Origin of the sequence: Mycolicibacterium phocaicum, assembly GCF_010731115.1 — a bacterium.
In the GTDB taxonomy this organism is placed as follows: Bacteria; Actinomycetota; Actinomycetes; order Mycobacteriales; family Mycobacteriaceae; genus Mycobacterium; species Mycobacterium phocaicum.
Genome location: NZ_AP022616.1, coordinates 463,832 through 478,193 on the forward strand (window position 1 = coordinate 463,832; position 14,362 = coordinate 478,193).

Consider the following 14,362-nt stretch of genomic DNA (forward strand, 5'->3'; position numbering starts at 1 on the left):
GCCGAGGGGGCGGGCTCGTACCGTCAGGGACATCGGACAAGCAGCGTCATCGGAGGACAACGTGACCGAATTATCGCCCCGCCCTTACATTTTGGTTGGCATCGACGGATCGAGCTCATCGCTGATCGCCCTGAACTGGGCCGTCAACGAAGCGCAGTTGCGCAATCTTCCGCTCCGCTTGGTGCACGCCGTCGACTTCGAGAGTTTTGCGATGGGGTTCAATCCGGGTGCCTCGGAGAGCTTCTTCCAGTACCTGGAGACGACCGGCCAACGTTTCCTCGATGAAGCCCTGGATCGCGTCCAGACGCTGGACCCTGATCTGGAGGTGATGTTGACCAGAAAGGCGGGCCGTCCGGCGCGGGTGCTCATCGACCTGTCGAAGGGCGCATTCCTCACCGTCGTCGGTTCCAGTGGACTCAACGCGTTCACGGGTCTGCTGGCCGGCTCGGTGGCAGTGGCACTGACGGCGCACGGGCACAGCCCGGTGGTCGTGGTCCGCGCACCGGGGGTGCCGGTGACAGGGCCCGTTGTGGTCGGGATCAGTGGGGCTCCGGACAGTGAGGACGCGATTGCCTGGGCCTTCGAGGAGGCCTCCATGCGCGGCGCAGAACTGACCGCGGTCCTGGTGTGGGGCTACCTGCCGGTGCATTTCTACGATGCGGAACCATCCTGGAATGACTTGACGGGCCAGGCTCGCGAGGAACAGCAGGAGATGCTGCTTGCCGAGCGATTGGCCGGGTGGCAGGAGAAATTTCCAGAGGTCGCGGTCCGCCGCGTCGCGGCGATCGGCAACCCTGGACACGTTCTGCTGAGCCATGCTCAGCGCGCCCAGTTGGTCGTCACGGGAAGTCACGGGCGCGGCGACGCCACCGGACTGCTGCTCGGGTCCACCAGCCACAAACTGATTCACCAGGCGAATTGCCCGGTACTCGTTGCTCGGCCGCATGCTCGCGAGTCCACCCGATGACGAGCGCAACTCGCGAGGTAGGTGAGCCCTTGGCCGCGGCGCGGTTGCGCTCCGTGGACGCGTACTGGCGGGCTGCCAACTATCTCACGGCCGGCCAGATCTACCTGATGGGCAACCCGCTGCTGCGAACACCATTGGCCCAACAGGACATCAAGCCGCGTCCGTTGGGCCACTGGGGCACTTCGCCTGGGCTGAACTTCATTTACGCGCATTTGAATCGCGCCATCATCGAGCACGATCTCGACGCGATGTACGTCATCGGCCCCGGTCATGGCGGGCCCGCGCTGTTCGCGAATGCCTGGCTCGAGGGCAGCTACAGCCGAACGCGTCCCGACATCGCCCGTGATGGCCACGGGATGGCGACATTGTTCCGCGAGTTCTCTTTTCCCGGTGGCGTTCCCAGCCACGTGGCGCCTGAAGTTCCGGGATCCATTCACGAGGGCGGCGAGCTCGGGTACTCCCTGGCGCACGCCTATGGTGCGGCTCTCGACAACCCGAACCTGTTGGTGGCGTGCGTAATCGGCGACGGCGAAGCAGAGACCGGCCCGCTCGCGGCCAGTTGGCATTCCAACAAGTTCATCAACCCGGCTACCGACGGCGCCGTCCTGCCGATCCTGCACCTCAATGGGTACAAGATCGCCAATCCGACGGTGCTGGCCCGGATCACCGACGCTGAACTCGACTGCCTGTTGCGGGGATACGGGCACTACCCGATCTACGTCAGCGGTGACGATCCGCACCAGCTGCATCAGGACATGGCGGCGGCACTGGATCGCGTCGTGGCGATGATCGACGAAATCCAGACTGCCGCGCGCATGGTCTCGGCGCCGCCGCGCCCGCAGTGGCCCATGATCGTGCTGCGGACACCGAAAGGCTGGACCGGACCACGATGGGTCGACGGCCTGCCCGTCGAGGGCACGTGGCGTTCGCATCAGGTGCCCCTCGCCGACGTCCGTACCGACCCCGAACACCGTCGACAGTTCATGGACTGGCTGCACTCCTACCGCCCCGAGGAACTGTTCGATGAAACCGGTTGTCCCACAAAGCTGGTCACCGACAACGTGCCGGCGCCCGAACATCGGATGGGTGCGAACCCACACGCCAACGGTGGCCTGTTGCTGACGCCGTTGCACCTGCCGGTCGCCAAGGAATTCGCCGTGTCCACGGTCGGACCCGGGGATACGATGGCCGAACCGACCAGGGTGCTCGGCCGGTATCTGCGCGAAGTGATGGTGCGCAACGCCGGCTACCGCAACTTCAGGTTGTTCGGACCCGATGAGACCGCGTCGAACCGGCTCGGTGCGGTGTACGACGTCAGCGACAAACAGTGGAGCGCAGCGGTTTTGCCGAGCGATGAGCATCTGGCTCGCGACGGGCGCGTGCTCGAAGTCCTGTCGGAGCACATGTGCCAGGGTTGGCTGGAAGGTTATCTGCTGACGGGGCGGCACGGTCTGCTCAACAGCTATGAGGCCTTCGCCCACGTCGTCGACTCGATGGTGAACCAGCATGCCAAGTGGCTCAAGGTAAGTCGGCAGTTGCCGTGGCGTGCACCGATCGCGTCACTGAACTACCTGATCACGTCACATGTGTGGCGTCAGGACCACAACGGCTTCTCGCACCAGGACCCCGGTTTCATCGACCACGTCGCCAACAAGCGCGCCGAGATCGCCCGCATCTACCTGCCGCCGGATGCCAACACCCTGCTGTCGGTGGCAGCGCATTGCCTGGCCAGCCGGGACTACATCAACGTGATCGTCGCCGGGAAGAACGACGCTCCGGTGTGGCTGACCGCCGAACAAGCCGCGGTGCACTGCGCACGCGGCGCGGACATCTTCGAATGGGCCAGCACCGACGGAGGCTCGGTGCCTGACGTGGTGCTGGGCTGTGCGGGCGACGTGCCGACCCTCGAGGTGCTCGCCGCCGTGTCGATACTGCGAAAGCACCTGCCAGAGATCAGAATTCGCGTCGTCAACGTGGTCGACCTGTTCCGTCTGCAGTCGAACACCCAACATTCGCACGGCATGACCGATGCGGAGTACGACACACTGTTCACCACTGACCGGCCCGTGATCTTCGCCTACCACGGATACCCGTCGTTGATTCACCGGCTGACCTACCGTCGCCGCAACCATCAGCACATGCACGTGCGCGGATATCTGGAAGAGGGCTCGACGACAACGCCTTTCGACATGCTGGTGCTGAACAAGATGGATCGCTTCCAACTGGTGATCGACGCCATCGACCTTATGCCCGGACTCGATGGTCCGGCGGTACGCGCACTGCGCGCGGCAATGGTCGAGGCGCACGATCGCCACCGAGAGTGGATCCGGACGCACGGAGAGGATCTGCCCGAGGTCACGGACTGGCGTTGGGATCCGGCCGATGACTGACGGTGTCGGTGGTTACGGACTGAATCGGATTACCAGAAAGGATCTTTCGTCATGAGTAAGTTAGTCAAGGGCGGTCAGGGTCATAGCGGTACGGCCGCCACGGCTGTTGTCGCCGGGCTGGCCGCGTTGATGTCAGTGGTGACGGTGCTGGGTACAGCCGGCGCCCAACCGTTGGATCCGTGTTCGCCTTCGGAGATGATGCGTGGCCACGCCGCGGTGATGGATCAGATGGCCGATTACCTCGACGCGCACCCCGACGTAGAACAGGCGATGCGCCAGGCAATGCAGATGGGCAGCCCACACGAGCGGCATGTTGCGATGCAGGGTTACCTCCAGGCGCATCCGGATGTCGCCGCCGACATGAAGAACATCCGCCAGCCGATGCTGGATCAGCGCGCCAATTGTGGTCTGCCGCCCCAGGAAATGCCCATGCAGGGCGGCATGAAGTCCGGTATGAGCGTGCCCGGCATGATGGGCCAGTGATCACGCCAGGTCGTTGCCCGGTCTCTGGCAACCCGCAATTCAGTGTGGAAGCGAACTGACCGTGGATCGTCGAGACGCCGGGCTTGTGGTGCGCGCGATCGCGAAAGTCAGCATCACGAGAAACGTGCCGACGATGGCAACGTGGATGCGCTCGAACAGCCCCGTCCAATCTGTGTCCGCCAGCGCAGTCACGATTTCGATGCCGCCGAGGACGGCGCCGATCGCCGCACAGGTGAGCCCCATCAATCTCAGATGGCGCATGCCCGGCTGACCGCCCAGCGCGACACCATAGGCTGCCATCGCGAACAGGATCGCGGTGAAACCGACCACCCCGGAGATGGTGTGCAACTGCGACAGCTGCGTCGACACGGCGGCGTGATCGGCCGCCCAGCACCGGGGGTCAACCGACGGGGCGCAGCTCATGGGCGACAGCGCGTCGACGACCGACGTGGCGGCAGCAACCACCAGCGCCGCGCTCCCGAGCCGCATTGGTGATGACGGGCGCCAGATGACCAGGACGCCGGCAAGTACCGCAAGGCCGATGCCGGCGACCAGGTCGCCCATCCGGAAAAACTGGTAGTACGGTTGGCCGGCGACCGCCAGTTCACTGATGTAAGACCGGGTCGGGCTGAGCGGAGACCCGACGATCCATTGGAGCGGGAAGTCGCAGTAACCGATGAGTCCGACGAGCACGGCGACAGTCCACGGTCGTAGTGCCGGCCGGAACCTGGTGTAGGTCACCGTCGAAGCCATACCCTCGGCCCGATCTCGAGAAACCTGGTCAGGCCGCGGGTTCCGGCGTGCGGGTCGCGACCGGAGTCGCCTCCGCCCGTTCCCTGATCCCGAGCAGCATGCCGCGCACCGTCAGCGAAACCACCGGACCGGCCGCTTCGGTGACGAAGACCTGGCCGGGGTGGCGGAGTCCCGCCCTGGTGCGCACCAGTAGGCGGCACTGGTCATCCCAATGGGGTTCGAGATGGAACGACCACACCGCTTCCCAAGGGAATTCCGGCGGTGTCCCGCACAACACGATCGACTGTTTGTCGACGACGCTCGCGACCCGCAGCAGCACACCGCCGCGCCGGCCGAGCCAGCCCGGCGGTGCGAGGCGTACCGGGTCGCCTGGTTCGAGTCGCTGCCATTCCGGACGGATGGCGTGGTCGCCGTGGTAGTCGCGACTGAGCAGGCTCTCCAGCGACTCGTAGGTGTAGAAGCCGGCGCGGTCCTCGCCGAGTTGCATCAGCCAGGGCCACACCGCGCGCACCGGTGCGTCGATCAAGATGCCCTCGGTCGACTGCAGTGCGGGTGAGCGCACGAGCTCGTCACCCGGCAATCGTCTCCTGCATTCTGCTTTTGTCGTACCCCAATTGCGGTAGTACCGGCGCGCCGCGTACAGCAGTGCCGCACCGCCGACGGCAGCTTCGGCAAAGTGTGTCCTGGTCATACGACAACTGTGCGCTCAAGGAACCGCGCCGACTAGGGTCTTGGGTCCTCAGATTCACCGTCGCCCGTTATCCACGATTTGGCGTCCTCGACATGGCCCGCGGGAAACGGCCGGATGTCCGCCGCGATGAAATGCGAAACCAGGTGCTTGGCAACGCCGGCCAGCGGCGAATCGGTCACGACGGCAATCTTTTTCACGTGTTGGTGATGGTCATGGACGAATCGCATGTGGGTCACCATCGCGCCGAAACCGTCCCATCCCGGAAAGTGCGGAGCATCGATGATGAGGCCCGCAAGGTCGCCGCCCTGCTCGATCTTCGGGTCGACGGTGTGGCTGAGTGCGGCGAAATCGTCCGTGCTCAAGGGGGATTCGGGATGAATGGTGAGGATCGAGTTGTCCGAGTCCCATTGCTGATCGATCATGTTTGGTCACTCCCTTGTTGTCGGTCGGGGCGTAATGCATTGCGGGGCAGGGTAAAGCATGCCTCTAGCCGCTGAGCAGCATCAGGTTGCCCAGCCGGCGGGTGTGCGTCGCAGCGGAGGCGACAGCGACCAGATGAGCGATCCCGTGCTCGATGCCGCGGGCGAGATCGTCCGCGTCGAGTTCGGCGTCGTAGTCGCCGATGACGCCGAACGTCAGACGATCGGCGTAGCTCATGATGGCGATCCCGGTGCGCATGCCCATCGCGATCGGGGGCACCGGCACCAGCGCGACGATCTTCCGGCCCATCAAGCGCATTCGCCGGCTCGGGCCGGGGACATTCGTCGTCACGGCCACGACGCCGTGTTGCGGCAGCCGGCCCAACAGCCGCACGGCAGATGCCATCACCGGAAACGGAATCAGGTTGGCCGCGGCAACCACGAAGGAGCCGGCTTGGCGCTGCCCACTGCTTTTCGCCGTCGTCAGCCGCTTGTGGACCAAGCGAAGCTGTTCGAGCGGATCCGGCCGATCGACGGGTAGGTCCGGCAGCAATATGGAAACCCGGTTGTCGGGAACGTGGAGCAGTTCGGCCGGCCGGACGGAAACCGGCACCACGGTACGGATCGGCCCGGCCGAAGGTTGCATGTCGTGCCGCAGCATCGCAGACCGGAAACCGTCGGTGATGGCGGCCAGAGCCACATCGTTGACCGTGACGCCGAACCGTTTGGCGACCATCTGGACATCCTGCAACGAGACGTCGACAGCACTGAACCGACGCATGTCGCTGAGCTGACCGTTGAGCGGTTGGGTCGATGTGGTGAGCACACCGGCCACGAGTTGAGCGGCCCCGAACGCCATCCGTACCCCACTGCGCGCCGTCGACCGCACCATCCGCCACGCATCGGTGCCGAGCGCGATCGGATTGAAGGCGCGCGAGGGATGCCGGTCCGATACCGAAGGGAGGCTGAGGACTTCATCGTGGTCGGCCCATTGGTTGTCGCAGATGCCTGCGAGCATCGCTGTCGCCGCGACACCGTCGGCGATGCAGTGGTGCAGCTTCACCACGATCGCCCAGCGATCATCGGCCAGACCGTCCAGCATCCAGGCCTCCCACAAGGGACGGGACCTGTCGAGACGGCGCTCCATCAAATCGGCGACCGCACGATGGAGCGCGGTGTCATCACCGGGCGCTGTCACGGTGAGTCGGCGGACGTGGTGGGTGATGTCGAAACTGGGCGCCGGTACCCATTCTGGAGCGCTGAGATCGAGCGGATAGGAGTGCAACACCTGTCGGCAGCGGGGGAGCGTGGCCGACCGCTCGTCGAGCACAGTCACGAGTTCGGCGAAGTCCGGCGCCGGGCCTTCCATGAGGGCGACCACTGCGACAGCAAGATTGGCGTGGCTGTCGGAATCCTCCGCCTGCAGGAAACCGGCATCGAGAGCGGTGAGCTGATTGTCGTTCATCGGTTTCCTTTACGGGCCGGCCCGCGGGCGGTGCGGTATTCGCGAATGATGTTGCGCCTATCGGCGGTTCGTCAGCAGGGCTGATGGACCGCGGTCGTAGGGACCTTCGGCACCTGTGGCCTTCCGGCTATCTGCCAGAGGACTTTTGACCCGTGTGGCCCTCAGCCGAGTGGCGCACCATGTGGACATGCGGTTGTCAGAAGGTCTCGACGGTGCACACCAGGGACAACTTCGCGGTATGACCGGCGTGGCACTGATTGCGGCGCCAATATTCATCGGTTGGATGTTCGGCGATCTCTCGTCGGTCCGCCTGGGACTGCCGGATGACGCAGTGGCACCGGCGAAAGTTGCTACGGCACAACAGCAGGCGCCGCCCGCATCGCAACAACTGCACACGTGGCTTGCACGACTCGAATCGCCGCTGGACGCGTTGCTGATCCAGCGAGACAACATGACCAGGGCGGCGGCCAGCGCCGACATGGCGGGAATCCAGCGAGCCTGCGAGGCCGGTCAGGCGGCCGTGCCGCCGCTACAGATATTGTTGCCGAGCCCGGATGCGACCCTGACCACGGCCCTGCGGCAGACTCTCGATGATTTCGGCTCCGGGTTCAGTGAGTGCCTGGCCGGAATTCGGCATCAGGACGTCGCCGACATCGAGATGGCCTCGGTCTATCTGTACCGCGCGAACAACGATCTCCGAACGCTGATGGCCGTGATCGCGCGCGTGCTCGATGACGCCGACTCCGCGACCCAGGACGTCGTGCCGATCTGACACCGAGCGTCGAGCCGAATGCCGGTGGAGCGCCTTAAGACTCGGAGGTCGCGGTGACGGACGGGGCCGGTCGACGATCCGGAGACCACCCGACGACGGTGAGATACAGTCCGGCCAGTCCGGTGACGATCACGCCGACCTGCCACCACGGTGCGGCGGCCAGGACGTCCTGTCCCGTGGTGAGGTACGCCCCGGGGAACGTCATCAACGCCACACCCTTGAGTACCGTCAACCAGCCCAGCACCGACACGGTGGCGGCGGCAGCTCCGCGCCAGTACGGGTGCAGTGTGACGACAACCAGTCCCATCGGTAGGACGAATGCGCCTGTGACCCAGGGCCATACCGAGTCGTCCCCGAACGTGTGCAGCAGCGTCTTGACGTAATCGGCCCGGGTGACCAGTGAAGCGGCCGCGACGACGAGGTAGGGGCCGAGCACCCGGGCGAACATCCGGGTGCGGTGCGCGATCATCGATCCGCCTCCTCGTCGTCAGTGGGCTGTGAACCCAACACCGGGTCGTCGTCGTGCAGAAGGGACACGACGTCCGTCAGCGCGCGGCGCGGGGTCGCGGGCAGGGGATCGGCGTTGAGGGGTGCCCAGCCGACCCGGATGAGCATCTGCGGGAACAGCTCGTCACCGAAAACGTCCGATCGGACGATTGCTCGACACGCGGGATTCTCCAATGCCTCCGTGACGGGGCAGGTGGACAGGCCCTGTGCGGTGGCAGTGAGCAGAACTGCGCTCGTCGCTTCGCCGGCTCGCAGTCGATCGATCGGAGCATCGGTCGAGGTGCCGAGTGCCAATAGCGAACCGTTGTCATCACTGGCCGTCGTACCGGCGGCCTGGCCGAGTACGGGTCCGGCGAAGATGCGACCCGGGAGAGCTGCACTATGGTCGGGCGTGGGTGTACTTCGAGCGGGCACTCCGGCCACGGAGGCATAGCGCCCGCTCCAGACCGTCAGTTCGGTGAGATAGTCCAGATCATGCACATGCTGCGAAACAGCCTGCCGCAGCGCACTTGTGAGGACGTCGTTGAGCTTCACCCGGCGGAGCCCGATGCCCAGACGGGCGGCGCGGGCGGTCATCAGAGCGATGTCTCCGAGCGGGACAGGCCAGCCGCTGTAGTAGCGCCGGTCGGTTCTGCGCCTCGGAATCGCTGCGGCGAGCGCGATGTCGGGCTGCTCCGGGGTGACGGGGCTCAGCTCGATCGCGGCGAGGTGATCAGGTTCGGCCGGATTGGGGAATCTGCGCACGGTCGGCTGCCAGCCCAGCGCGTGGAAGGCCACGGTCGCGTGGTGCAGGGCCGCACCGCAACTGATCAACAGGTCGCGACCGTCGGGGTCGGTGTGAATCAGGTGCAATGACGATTCTGCGTACAAGTGCACACTGTTCGAGCCGATCCGCCACCGCCACGGTTGCGTGTTGTGGACCGAGGGGGCACGCGTTGCCAGCGCCATGGCTGCGCAAATCGTCTGGTGGTCGGGGAACTTCTCGGACATCTGATTCACCTCGCAAGACCTGTCGTCGAGATCGACGCGGAGCGATTCAGGTCGCGCCCACTGCTCGTTTCTCATACAGCGATCCTTCCGGTGATCCGGCACGACCGACAGAGCACTACGTCACTTGCTGAGAGGTCTTGGTCGCTCACTCCAGGTTGCCCGTCAGGGCAGGGGTGCCCACCACCGCAGTACGGTGCCGGCGTCGACGCCGGGTTCGACGGTCATGTCGCCGCCGGTGTCCTGCGCCCGCCTGCGAAGGTTCGCGAGGCCGCTTTCGGTGATTCCGTCGGGCAGTCCCTGACCGTTGTCGGCGACTTCGATACGTAGGTCGTTGTCGACGTTGACGGTGACGCTGACAGCGCTGGCCTTGCCGTGACGGACGGCGTTGCTCACCGCTTCGCGGACGACGGCCTCGGCGTGATCGGCCAGGTCAGGCTCGATGACCGAGAGCGGTCCGTCGTAGCGCACCGTGGTGTGCAGCTCGTGGCTGGAGAAGGAGGCGACAGCGGCATCGAGGCGTTGACGTAACCGGGTGGTGGAGGCGGTGCTGCCGTGCAGATCGAAGATCGCCGTGCGGATTTCGGTGATCACTTCCTGGAGGTCGTCGACACAGTCGGTGATGCGCCGCTGCACGTCGCTGGATTTGGCGCGCGGGATGGCGCCCTGGAGCGTCAGACCGACCGCGAACAGTCGCTGGATGACGTGATCGTGCAAGTCGCGGGCAATGCGGTCGCGATCTGCCAGCACGTCCAACTCACGCTTCTGACGCTGGCTGGCCGCAAGTTGCCAGGCGAGCGCGGCCTGATCGGCGAACGCGGCCATCGTGTCCAGCTGATCGGTAGTGAAATCCGGTCGGCCCGTATGCCGCAGCACGATCAGCACCCCGATGACGCTGTCGGTGGTGCGCAGGGGCAGCACCAGTGCCGAAGCCATGTCAACCGCTATCGCTTGCGGCAACTCCGCTGCCCGGCAGAACAAGGGCGTCCGAGCGTGAAAGGCCCGGCCGATGGGGCCGTCGGCCGCCGGCGCCTCCAGCGATGATGCGCGGACGTCGCCGACGACGTCGATGACCTGGAGTTCGGTGATCTCGCTGCTCGGAGCATCGTCGTCCTCGGGAACCGCAATCAGCGTGGCGTCCGCGTCCGTCAGGGAGCGCGCTTCCTCCGCGATCTGGCGGAACACCTGCGCGGGCTCCGTGCCGGACAGCAGGGCGGTACCGATGTCGCGGGTGGCCTCGATCCAGGCCTGGCGTTGCTGTGACTGGCGGTAGAGCCGGGCGTTGTCGATGGCGATGCCGGCCGCCGCGGCCAGGGCTTGGGCGAGCACTTCGTCGTCTTCGCTGAAGGGCTGCCCGGATGCCTTCTCGGTCAGATACAAGTTGCCGAAGACTTCATCGCGGATGCGCACCGGTACCCCGAGGAACGTACGCATGGGCGGGTGGTTCTCGGGAAACCCGACTGAGGCAGGATGCGTGCGAATGTCTTCCAGCCGAATGGGTTTCGGCTCGTCGATCAGTACGCCGAGCACGCCGCGCCCTTGGGGAAGCGGGCCGATCTGGCAGCGGGTTTCCTCGTCGATGCCCTCGTAGACGAATTCGACGAGCTCGTGATCGGTGCCCCGCACCCCGAGGGCGCCGTACCGGGCGTCGATCAGCTCGATCGCGGTGTGCACGATGGTGCGCAGTGTCTCGTCGAGTTCGAGACCGGACGTGACCGTGAGCATCGCCTCGACCAGGCCGTCGAGCCGGTCCCGGCCCTCGATGATCTGTTCGACGCGGTCCTGCACTTCACTGAGAAGTTCACGCAGCCGTAGTCCCGATAGCGGCGCTCGCAGCGGATGGCCGGCGCTGCTGTCTTGGCGTGTCACATCGGTGATTCTGCCATCGCGGCAGTCGCGCGCCAGGAATTTGACGCCGCGGACATATCAGTCGTCAGAGCGCCGCGGTCGGTCCAATTTCGACACGAACACCGCGGCCTGGGTGCGGCGCTCCATGCCGAGTTTGGCGAGTAGCCGCGACACGTAGTTCTTGACCGTCTTCTCGGCCAGGAACATTCGTGCGGCAATTTGCTTGTTGGTCAAGCCTTCACCGAGCAGATCCAGCAGCACCCGTTCCTGGTCGGTCAGGCCCGAAAGTGGGTCGGACCGCTCGGCGGCGTTGCGCAGCTTCGTCATCAACGCCGCGGCGGCGCGATTGTCCAGCAGGGACCGTCCGGCGCCGACGGCCTTGATGGCCTCGGCAAGTTCCATGCCCTTGATGTCCTTGATGACATATCCGCTCGCGCCGGCCAGGACCGCGTCGAGCATGGCCTCGTCGGAGGTGAATGACGTCAACATCAGACACCGCAGGTCGGGCAGCCGCGACAGCAGATCGCGGCACAGTTCGATGCCGTTGCCGTCCGGCAGTCGCACATCGAGGACGGCGACATCGGGCCGGAGCGCGGGGATCTGCGCCATGGCATGCGCCACGGTGCCGGCCTCGCCGATGACCTGCAGATCCGGGTCCGCACTCAACAGGTCGATGAGTCCACGGCGCACGACTTCATGGTCATCGACGAGGAATACTGTGACCATTCGCGTGCCCTTCTGCACGCCGTCGGCGTGCGTTCAGTGTTGATGTCCTGCCATGACGATAGGCCAGGCTCCGGCTACAGACGCTGATTATGTTGGCAAATCAGTGCCGTGCAGTTCACCTGGGGCGAGGCCGAGCGTGCGGTTCCCACGATCTCACCCATCCCGGGCCTGCGGTGTCTGCCGATCACCAGCAACTGGATCGAATCGGCTTGGCGATCAAGATAATTCATGGTGGAGCCACGGATTGCGACGGGGTTGAATTCGATGTCCGGATTGGCTAGGCGGTGCCGGGTGAGGCGTTTGTCCAGTCGTGCGCATACGCCGTCGTCCTGCGCTTTGTCGCGGCCGTCGGAAAGTGAGGTCGGCCGCGTTGCGAGCACTGTCAAAGGCGCTCCGCGCAGCCGGGCTTCGCTGATCCCGGCTTCGAGAACGACGGTGCTGTCCGGACTTTCATCGACTTCGACAACTACGTGACGGCGCTGCATCGCCCCATGGTGATTGCCGCTACGGACGATGGCGACCGGGCACGGCGCCGACGTGGCCAATGTCGCCGCGGTGGAACCGAGCCGGTGCCCCGTGGCATGCGCGATGCCGAGCGAGCCGAGACACAGCAGATCGGCAGAGCGGCTGGCGTCCAACAAGACCCGGGAGGGATGCCCCTGCAGCACTTCCCATTCCACTTTGACCGGCTTCTCGGTGGACTCGACCGCGACCAGCGCGCGCCGCACGGAGACGTCCGCGCACGCCAGATCTTGCGCTTCCTGCTGGGGATCGACAGCACCATGGCCGCGCGGCTCGACCACGTAGAGCAGGCGCAGGGGCACATCACGACTGACGGCTTCGTCGACCGCCCACAAGGCGGCGTCGACCGACCACCGCGAGCCGTCGATGCCGACCACCACGGCCGACGATGGTGAAGCTGATTTGTACATCTTCACACCCTCCTGACACCACCGAACTGACTATTGGTCGACGGTAGGTGCGACGACGGCGCCGGCGGCAGGGGCATTGGTCCCTAAGTCACCTGTGACAGTGGCCTCTTGAACCAGGCCGCTTGGCCTCGACCTCGGGCCCATGTGCTCTAGTCAACGGCCGTGGCGACCAGCCATCGTCGATCACATGAAGAAGCAGCTGGCAACCGGGACCGCGCTTGCGGCCGCGCTGTGCGTAGCGGGCCGACTGATGCGGAAGCGGGCCGCCGCCCGGCGCGCCTCCAGCGCCCCGCCGTCAATTCCGATCGTCAGGGCGATGTGGCCGGAAGCGGAAAACATCCGGCAGCTGGCGTCGCGGTGTCGGTGGCGGGATATCCTCCAGAGCCGGGGCCGTCCCGATCCGGACCAACACCTGGGGCAGCGGGTGACCGGTGAGCGTGCTGATGATGTCGCGGGTGGCCGCGTGCTCGGTCAGATGGGTGAGCGTGCAACTGGCTAGGCCCGCGACGGTGGCCTCCAGCAACACCGCCGACAACGTCTCGCCGCACGCAAGGATGTCCTCACGCGTGTCGCCGAGGGCCGAGATCACCACGACGGTGGCCTGGTCATCGCCGGCGTCTTGACGTCGCTCGCGGGTGCGGGTCACCGGGAATGAGCGTCCGATCTCAACGCGGTCGTTTTCTGCAACCGAGACCAACGAGCTGTGCGGAATACCGGTCGAAATGTCAAAAGATGAAGTCCACCAGTCCAATTCGGCATGATATGCGGCGTCGTACATGCGAAGCACGTCGGTGAGATGCGAGGCCTCGGCCAGTTCGGTGCGTGTCTGGGCGGCCAGGACGTCGATCCGAGACGGGCGATTCCCCACCGCCAGCCGCAGCAGATTTTGCAGTGCCGGCCGGTCGTCGACGGCGCCGAACGGAAGTCGGTCGGTTCGTCGGCTCAATATTGCGTCTGCGGCCTGCCGCTGTGCCGGAGTTACGTCGCCGGCCGGGTGGAAGCGGATGTCGGCGAGGTGCTGGTGGTTGTGCGGATCGGGAAAGCGGTCGATCGTGGTGGTCCAGCCCGTTGCGGCCATCGCCACCCGGAGATGATCCAATGCCGCGCCGCAGCTCAACAGTGCCTGGCGCCCGGAACGGTCGGTGGTGACCAGCCGGTCGCTATCGAGGTACAGCTTCAGCGTGGCGGCTTCGAGAACCCATCGCCACGGCTGGCTGTTGTGGATCGACGGCGCCCGGCAAGCCAGAAGCACCGCACCTTCGATTTCCGCGAGGGGAATGGCGGCTTTCGTCATCAGGCGTCCTTCGGCAGCAGCAGTTGCACCTCGAAGCCTGCGACGGTGTGGACGCTTCGGACAGGGCCGGAAGTCATCAGTCGCGCAGCCGCCGCAACGTTCCCAGCAGAGCACTTTTCGGACCTTTC

14 protein-coding genes are annotated in these 14,362 nt (G+C 65.4%); 4 read left to right on the top strand and 10 right to left on the bottom strand.

Going from position 1 to position 14,362, the window contains the following annotated elements; genetic code table 11:
* The first annotated feature begins 61 nt into the window (after positions 1–61).
* From G6N46_RS02240 to G6N46_RS02250, 3 genes are read left to right on the top strand one after another with little or no spacing between them, the layout of a single operon-like run.
* Positions 62–967 (top strand): universal stress protein, encoded by a 906-nt coding sequence (locus G6N46_RS02240; RefSeq protein WP_163692550.1) that lies wholly within the window; start codon positions 62–64, stop codon positions 965–967.
* A complete protein-coding gene (locus tag G6N46_RS02245; protein ID WP_138249470.1) occupies positions 964–3,357 on the top strand; it encodes a phosphoketolase family protein in 2,394 nt (797 codons plus the stop codon). The genes G6N46_RS02240 and G6N46_RS02245 overlap by 4 nt, the downstream gene beginning before the upstream one ends.
* 51 nt (positions 3,358–3,408) lie before the next feature.
* The gene (locus G6N46_RS02250; RefSeq protein ID WP_138249469.1) at positions 3,409–3,840 is read left to right on the top strand and encodes a heme-binding protein; all 432 of its coding nucleotides are present in this window, start codon (positions 3,409–3,411) and stop codon (positions 3,838–3,840) included.
* A gap of 39 nt (positions 3,841–3,879) precedes the next feature.
* On the opposite strand, the gene G6N46_RS02255 is transcribed toward G6N46_RS02250, so the two are convergent.
* The 4 genes from G6N46_RS02255 to G6N46_RS02270 form a co-directional block, all read right to left on the bottom strand.
* On the bottom strand, positions 3,880–4,593 hold the full coding sequence (locus tag G6N46_RS02255; RefSeq protein WP_138249468.1) for a DUF998 domain-containing protein: 714 nt from the start codon (positions 4,591–4,593) through the stop codon (positions 3,880–3,882).
* Positions 4,594–4,621: 28 nt separating this feature from the next.
* Entirely contained in the window at positions 4,622–5,284 is a 663-nt protein-coding gene (locus tag G6N46_RS02260; protein ID WP_138249467.1) for an SRPBCC family protein, read from the bottom strand.
* A 32-nt stretch (positions 5,285–5,316) separates the two neighbouring features.
* Positions 5,317–5,706 (bottom strand): SpoIIAA family protein, encoded by a 390-nt coding sequence (locus G6N46_RS02265; RefSeq protein ID WP_138249466.1) that lies wholly within the window; start codon positions 5,704–5,706, stop codon positions 5,317–5,319.
* A 64-nt stretch (positions 5,707–5,770) separates the two neighbouring features.
* The gene (locus G6N46_RS02270) at positions 5,771–7,168 is read right to left on the bottom strand and encodes a wax ester/triacylglycerol synthase family O-acyltransferase (RefSeq protein ID WP_138249465.1); all 1,398 of its coding nucleotides are present in this window, start codon (positions 7,166–7,168) and stop codon (positions 5,771–5,773) included.
* Positions 7,169–7,355: 187 nt separating this feature from the next.
* Between G6N46_RS02270 and G6N46_RS02275 the strand changes: the two genes are divergently transcribed.
* Positions 7,356–7,940 (top strand): hypothetical protein, encoded by a 585-nt coding sequence (locus tag G6N46_RS02275; protein ID WP_138249464.1) that lies wholly within the window; start codon positions 7,356–7,358, stop codon positions 7,938–7,940.
* Positions 7,941–7,974: 34 nt separating this feature from the next.
* On the opposite strand, the gene G6N46_RS02280 is transcribed toward G6N46_RS02275, so the two are convergent.
* From G6N46_RS02280 to G6N46_RS02305, 6 genes are all read right to left on the bottom strand, one after another.
* Positions 7,975–8,388, bottom strand: a complete 414-nt coding sequence (locus tag G6N46_RS02280) for a hypothetical protein (RefSeq protein WP_138249577.1) — start codon at positions 8,386–8,388, stop codon at positions 7,975–7,977.
* A 17-nt stretch (positions 8,389–8,405) separates the two neighbouring features.
* On the bottom strand, positions 8,406–9,437 hold the full coding sequence (locus G6N46_RS02285; RefSeq protein ID WP_138249463.1) for an Acg family FMN-binding oxidoreductase: 1,032 nt from the start codon (positions 9,435–9,437) through the stop codon (positions 8,406–8,408).
* Positions 9,438–9,599: 162 nt separating this feature from the next.
* On the bottom strand, positions 9,600–11,312 hold the full coding sequence (locus tag G6N46_RS02290; protein WP_167526450.1) for a GAF domain-containing sensor histidine kinase: 1,713 nt from the start codon (positions 11,310–11,312) through the stop codon (positions 9,600–9,602).
* Positions 11,313–11,360: 48 nt separating this feature from the next.
* The gene (gene dosR / locus G6N46_RS02295; protein WP_138249461.1) at positions 11,361–12,008 is read right to left on the bottom strand and encodes a hypoxia response regulator transcription factor DosR/DevR; all 648 of its coding nucleotides are present in this window, start codon (positions 12,006–12,008) and stop codon (positions 11,361–11,363) included.
* Between the two features lie 74 nt (positions 12,009–12,082).
* A complete protein-coding gene (locus tag G6N46_RS02300) occupies positions 12,083–12,940 on the bottom strand; it encodes a universal stress protein (protein WP_138249460.1) in 858 nt (285 codons plus the stop codon).
* A gap of 295 nt (positions 12,941–13,235) precedes the next feature.
* Entirely contained in the window at positions 13,236–14,234 is a 999-nt protein-coding gene (locus G6N46_RS02305; RefSeq protein ID WP_138249459.1) for an Acg family FMN-binding oxidoreductase, read from the bottom strand.
* Positions 14,235–14,362: the final 128 nt, after the last annotated feature.

Excerpts from the sequence above, each read along its gene's own strand:
- G6N46_RS02245 (WP_138249470.1), top strand. The coding sequence starts at position 964 with ATGACGAGCGCAACTCGCGAGGTAGGTGAGCCCTTGGCCGCGGCGCGG.
- G6N46_RS02250 (WP_138249469.1), top strand. The coding sequence starts at position 3,409 with ATGAGTAAGTTAGTCAAGGGCGGTCAGGGTCATAGCGGTACGGCCGCC.
- G6N46_RS02255 (WP_138249468.1), bottom strand. The coding sequence starts at position 4,593 with ATGGCTTCGACGGTGACCTACACCAGGTTCCGGCCGGCACTACGACCG.
- G6N46_RS02260 (WP_138249467.1), bottom strand. The coding sequence starts at position 5,284 with ATGACCAGGACACACTTTGCCGAAGCTGCCGTCGGCGGTGCGGCACTG.
- G6N46_RS02265 (WP_138249466.1), bottom strand. The coding sequence starts at position 5,706 with ATGATCGATCAGCAATGGGACTCGGACAACTCGATCCTCACCATTCAT.
- G6N46_RS02270 (WP_138249465.1), bottom strand. The coding sequence starts at position 7,168 with ATGAACGACAATCAGCTCACCGCTCTCGATGCCGGTTTCCTGCAGGCG.
- G6N46_RS02275 (WP_138249464.1), top strand. The coding sequence starts at position 7,356 with ATGCGGTTGTCAGAAGGTCTCGACGGTGCACACCAGGGACAACTTCGC.
- G6N46_RS02280 (WP_138249577.1), bottom strand. The coding sequence starts at position 8,388 with ATGTTCGCCCGGGTGCTCGGCCCCTACCTCGTCGTCGCGGCCGCTTCA.
- G6N46_RS02285 (WP_138249463.1), bottom strand. The coding sequence starts at position 9,437 with ATGTCCGAGAAGTTCCCCGACCACCAGACGATTTGCGCAGCCATGGCG.
- dosR (WP_138249461.1), bottom strand. The coding sequence starts at position 12,008 with ATGGTCACAGTATTCCTCGTCGATGACCATGAAGTCGTGCGCCGTGGA.
- G6N46_RS02300 (WP_138249460.1), bottom strand. The coding sequence starts at position 12,940 with ATGTACAAATCAGCTTCACCATCGTCGGCCGTGGTGGTCGGCATCGAC.
- G6N46_RS02305 (WP_138249459.1), bottom strand. The coding sequence starts at position 14,234 with ATGACGAAAGCCGCCATTCCCCTCGCGGAAATCGAAGGTGCGGTGCTT.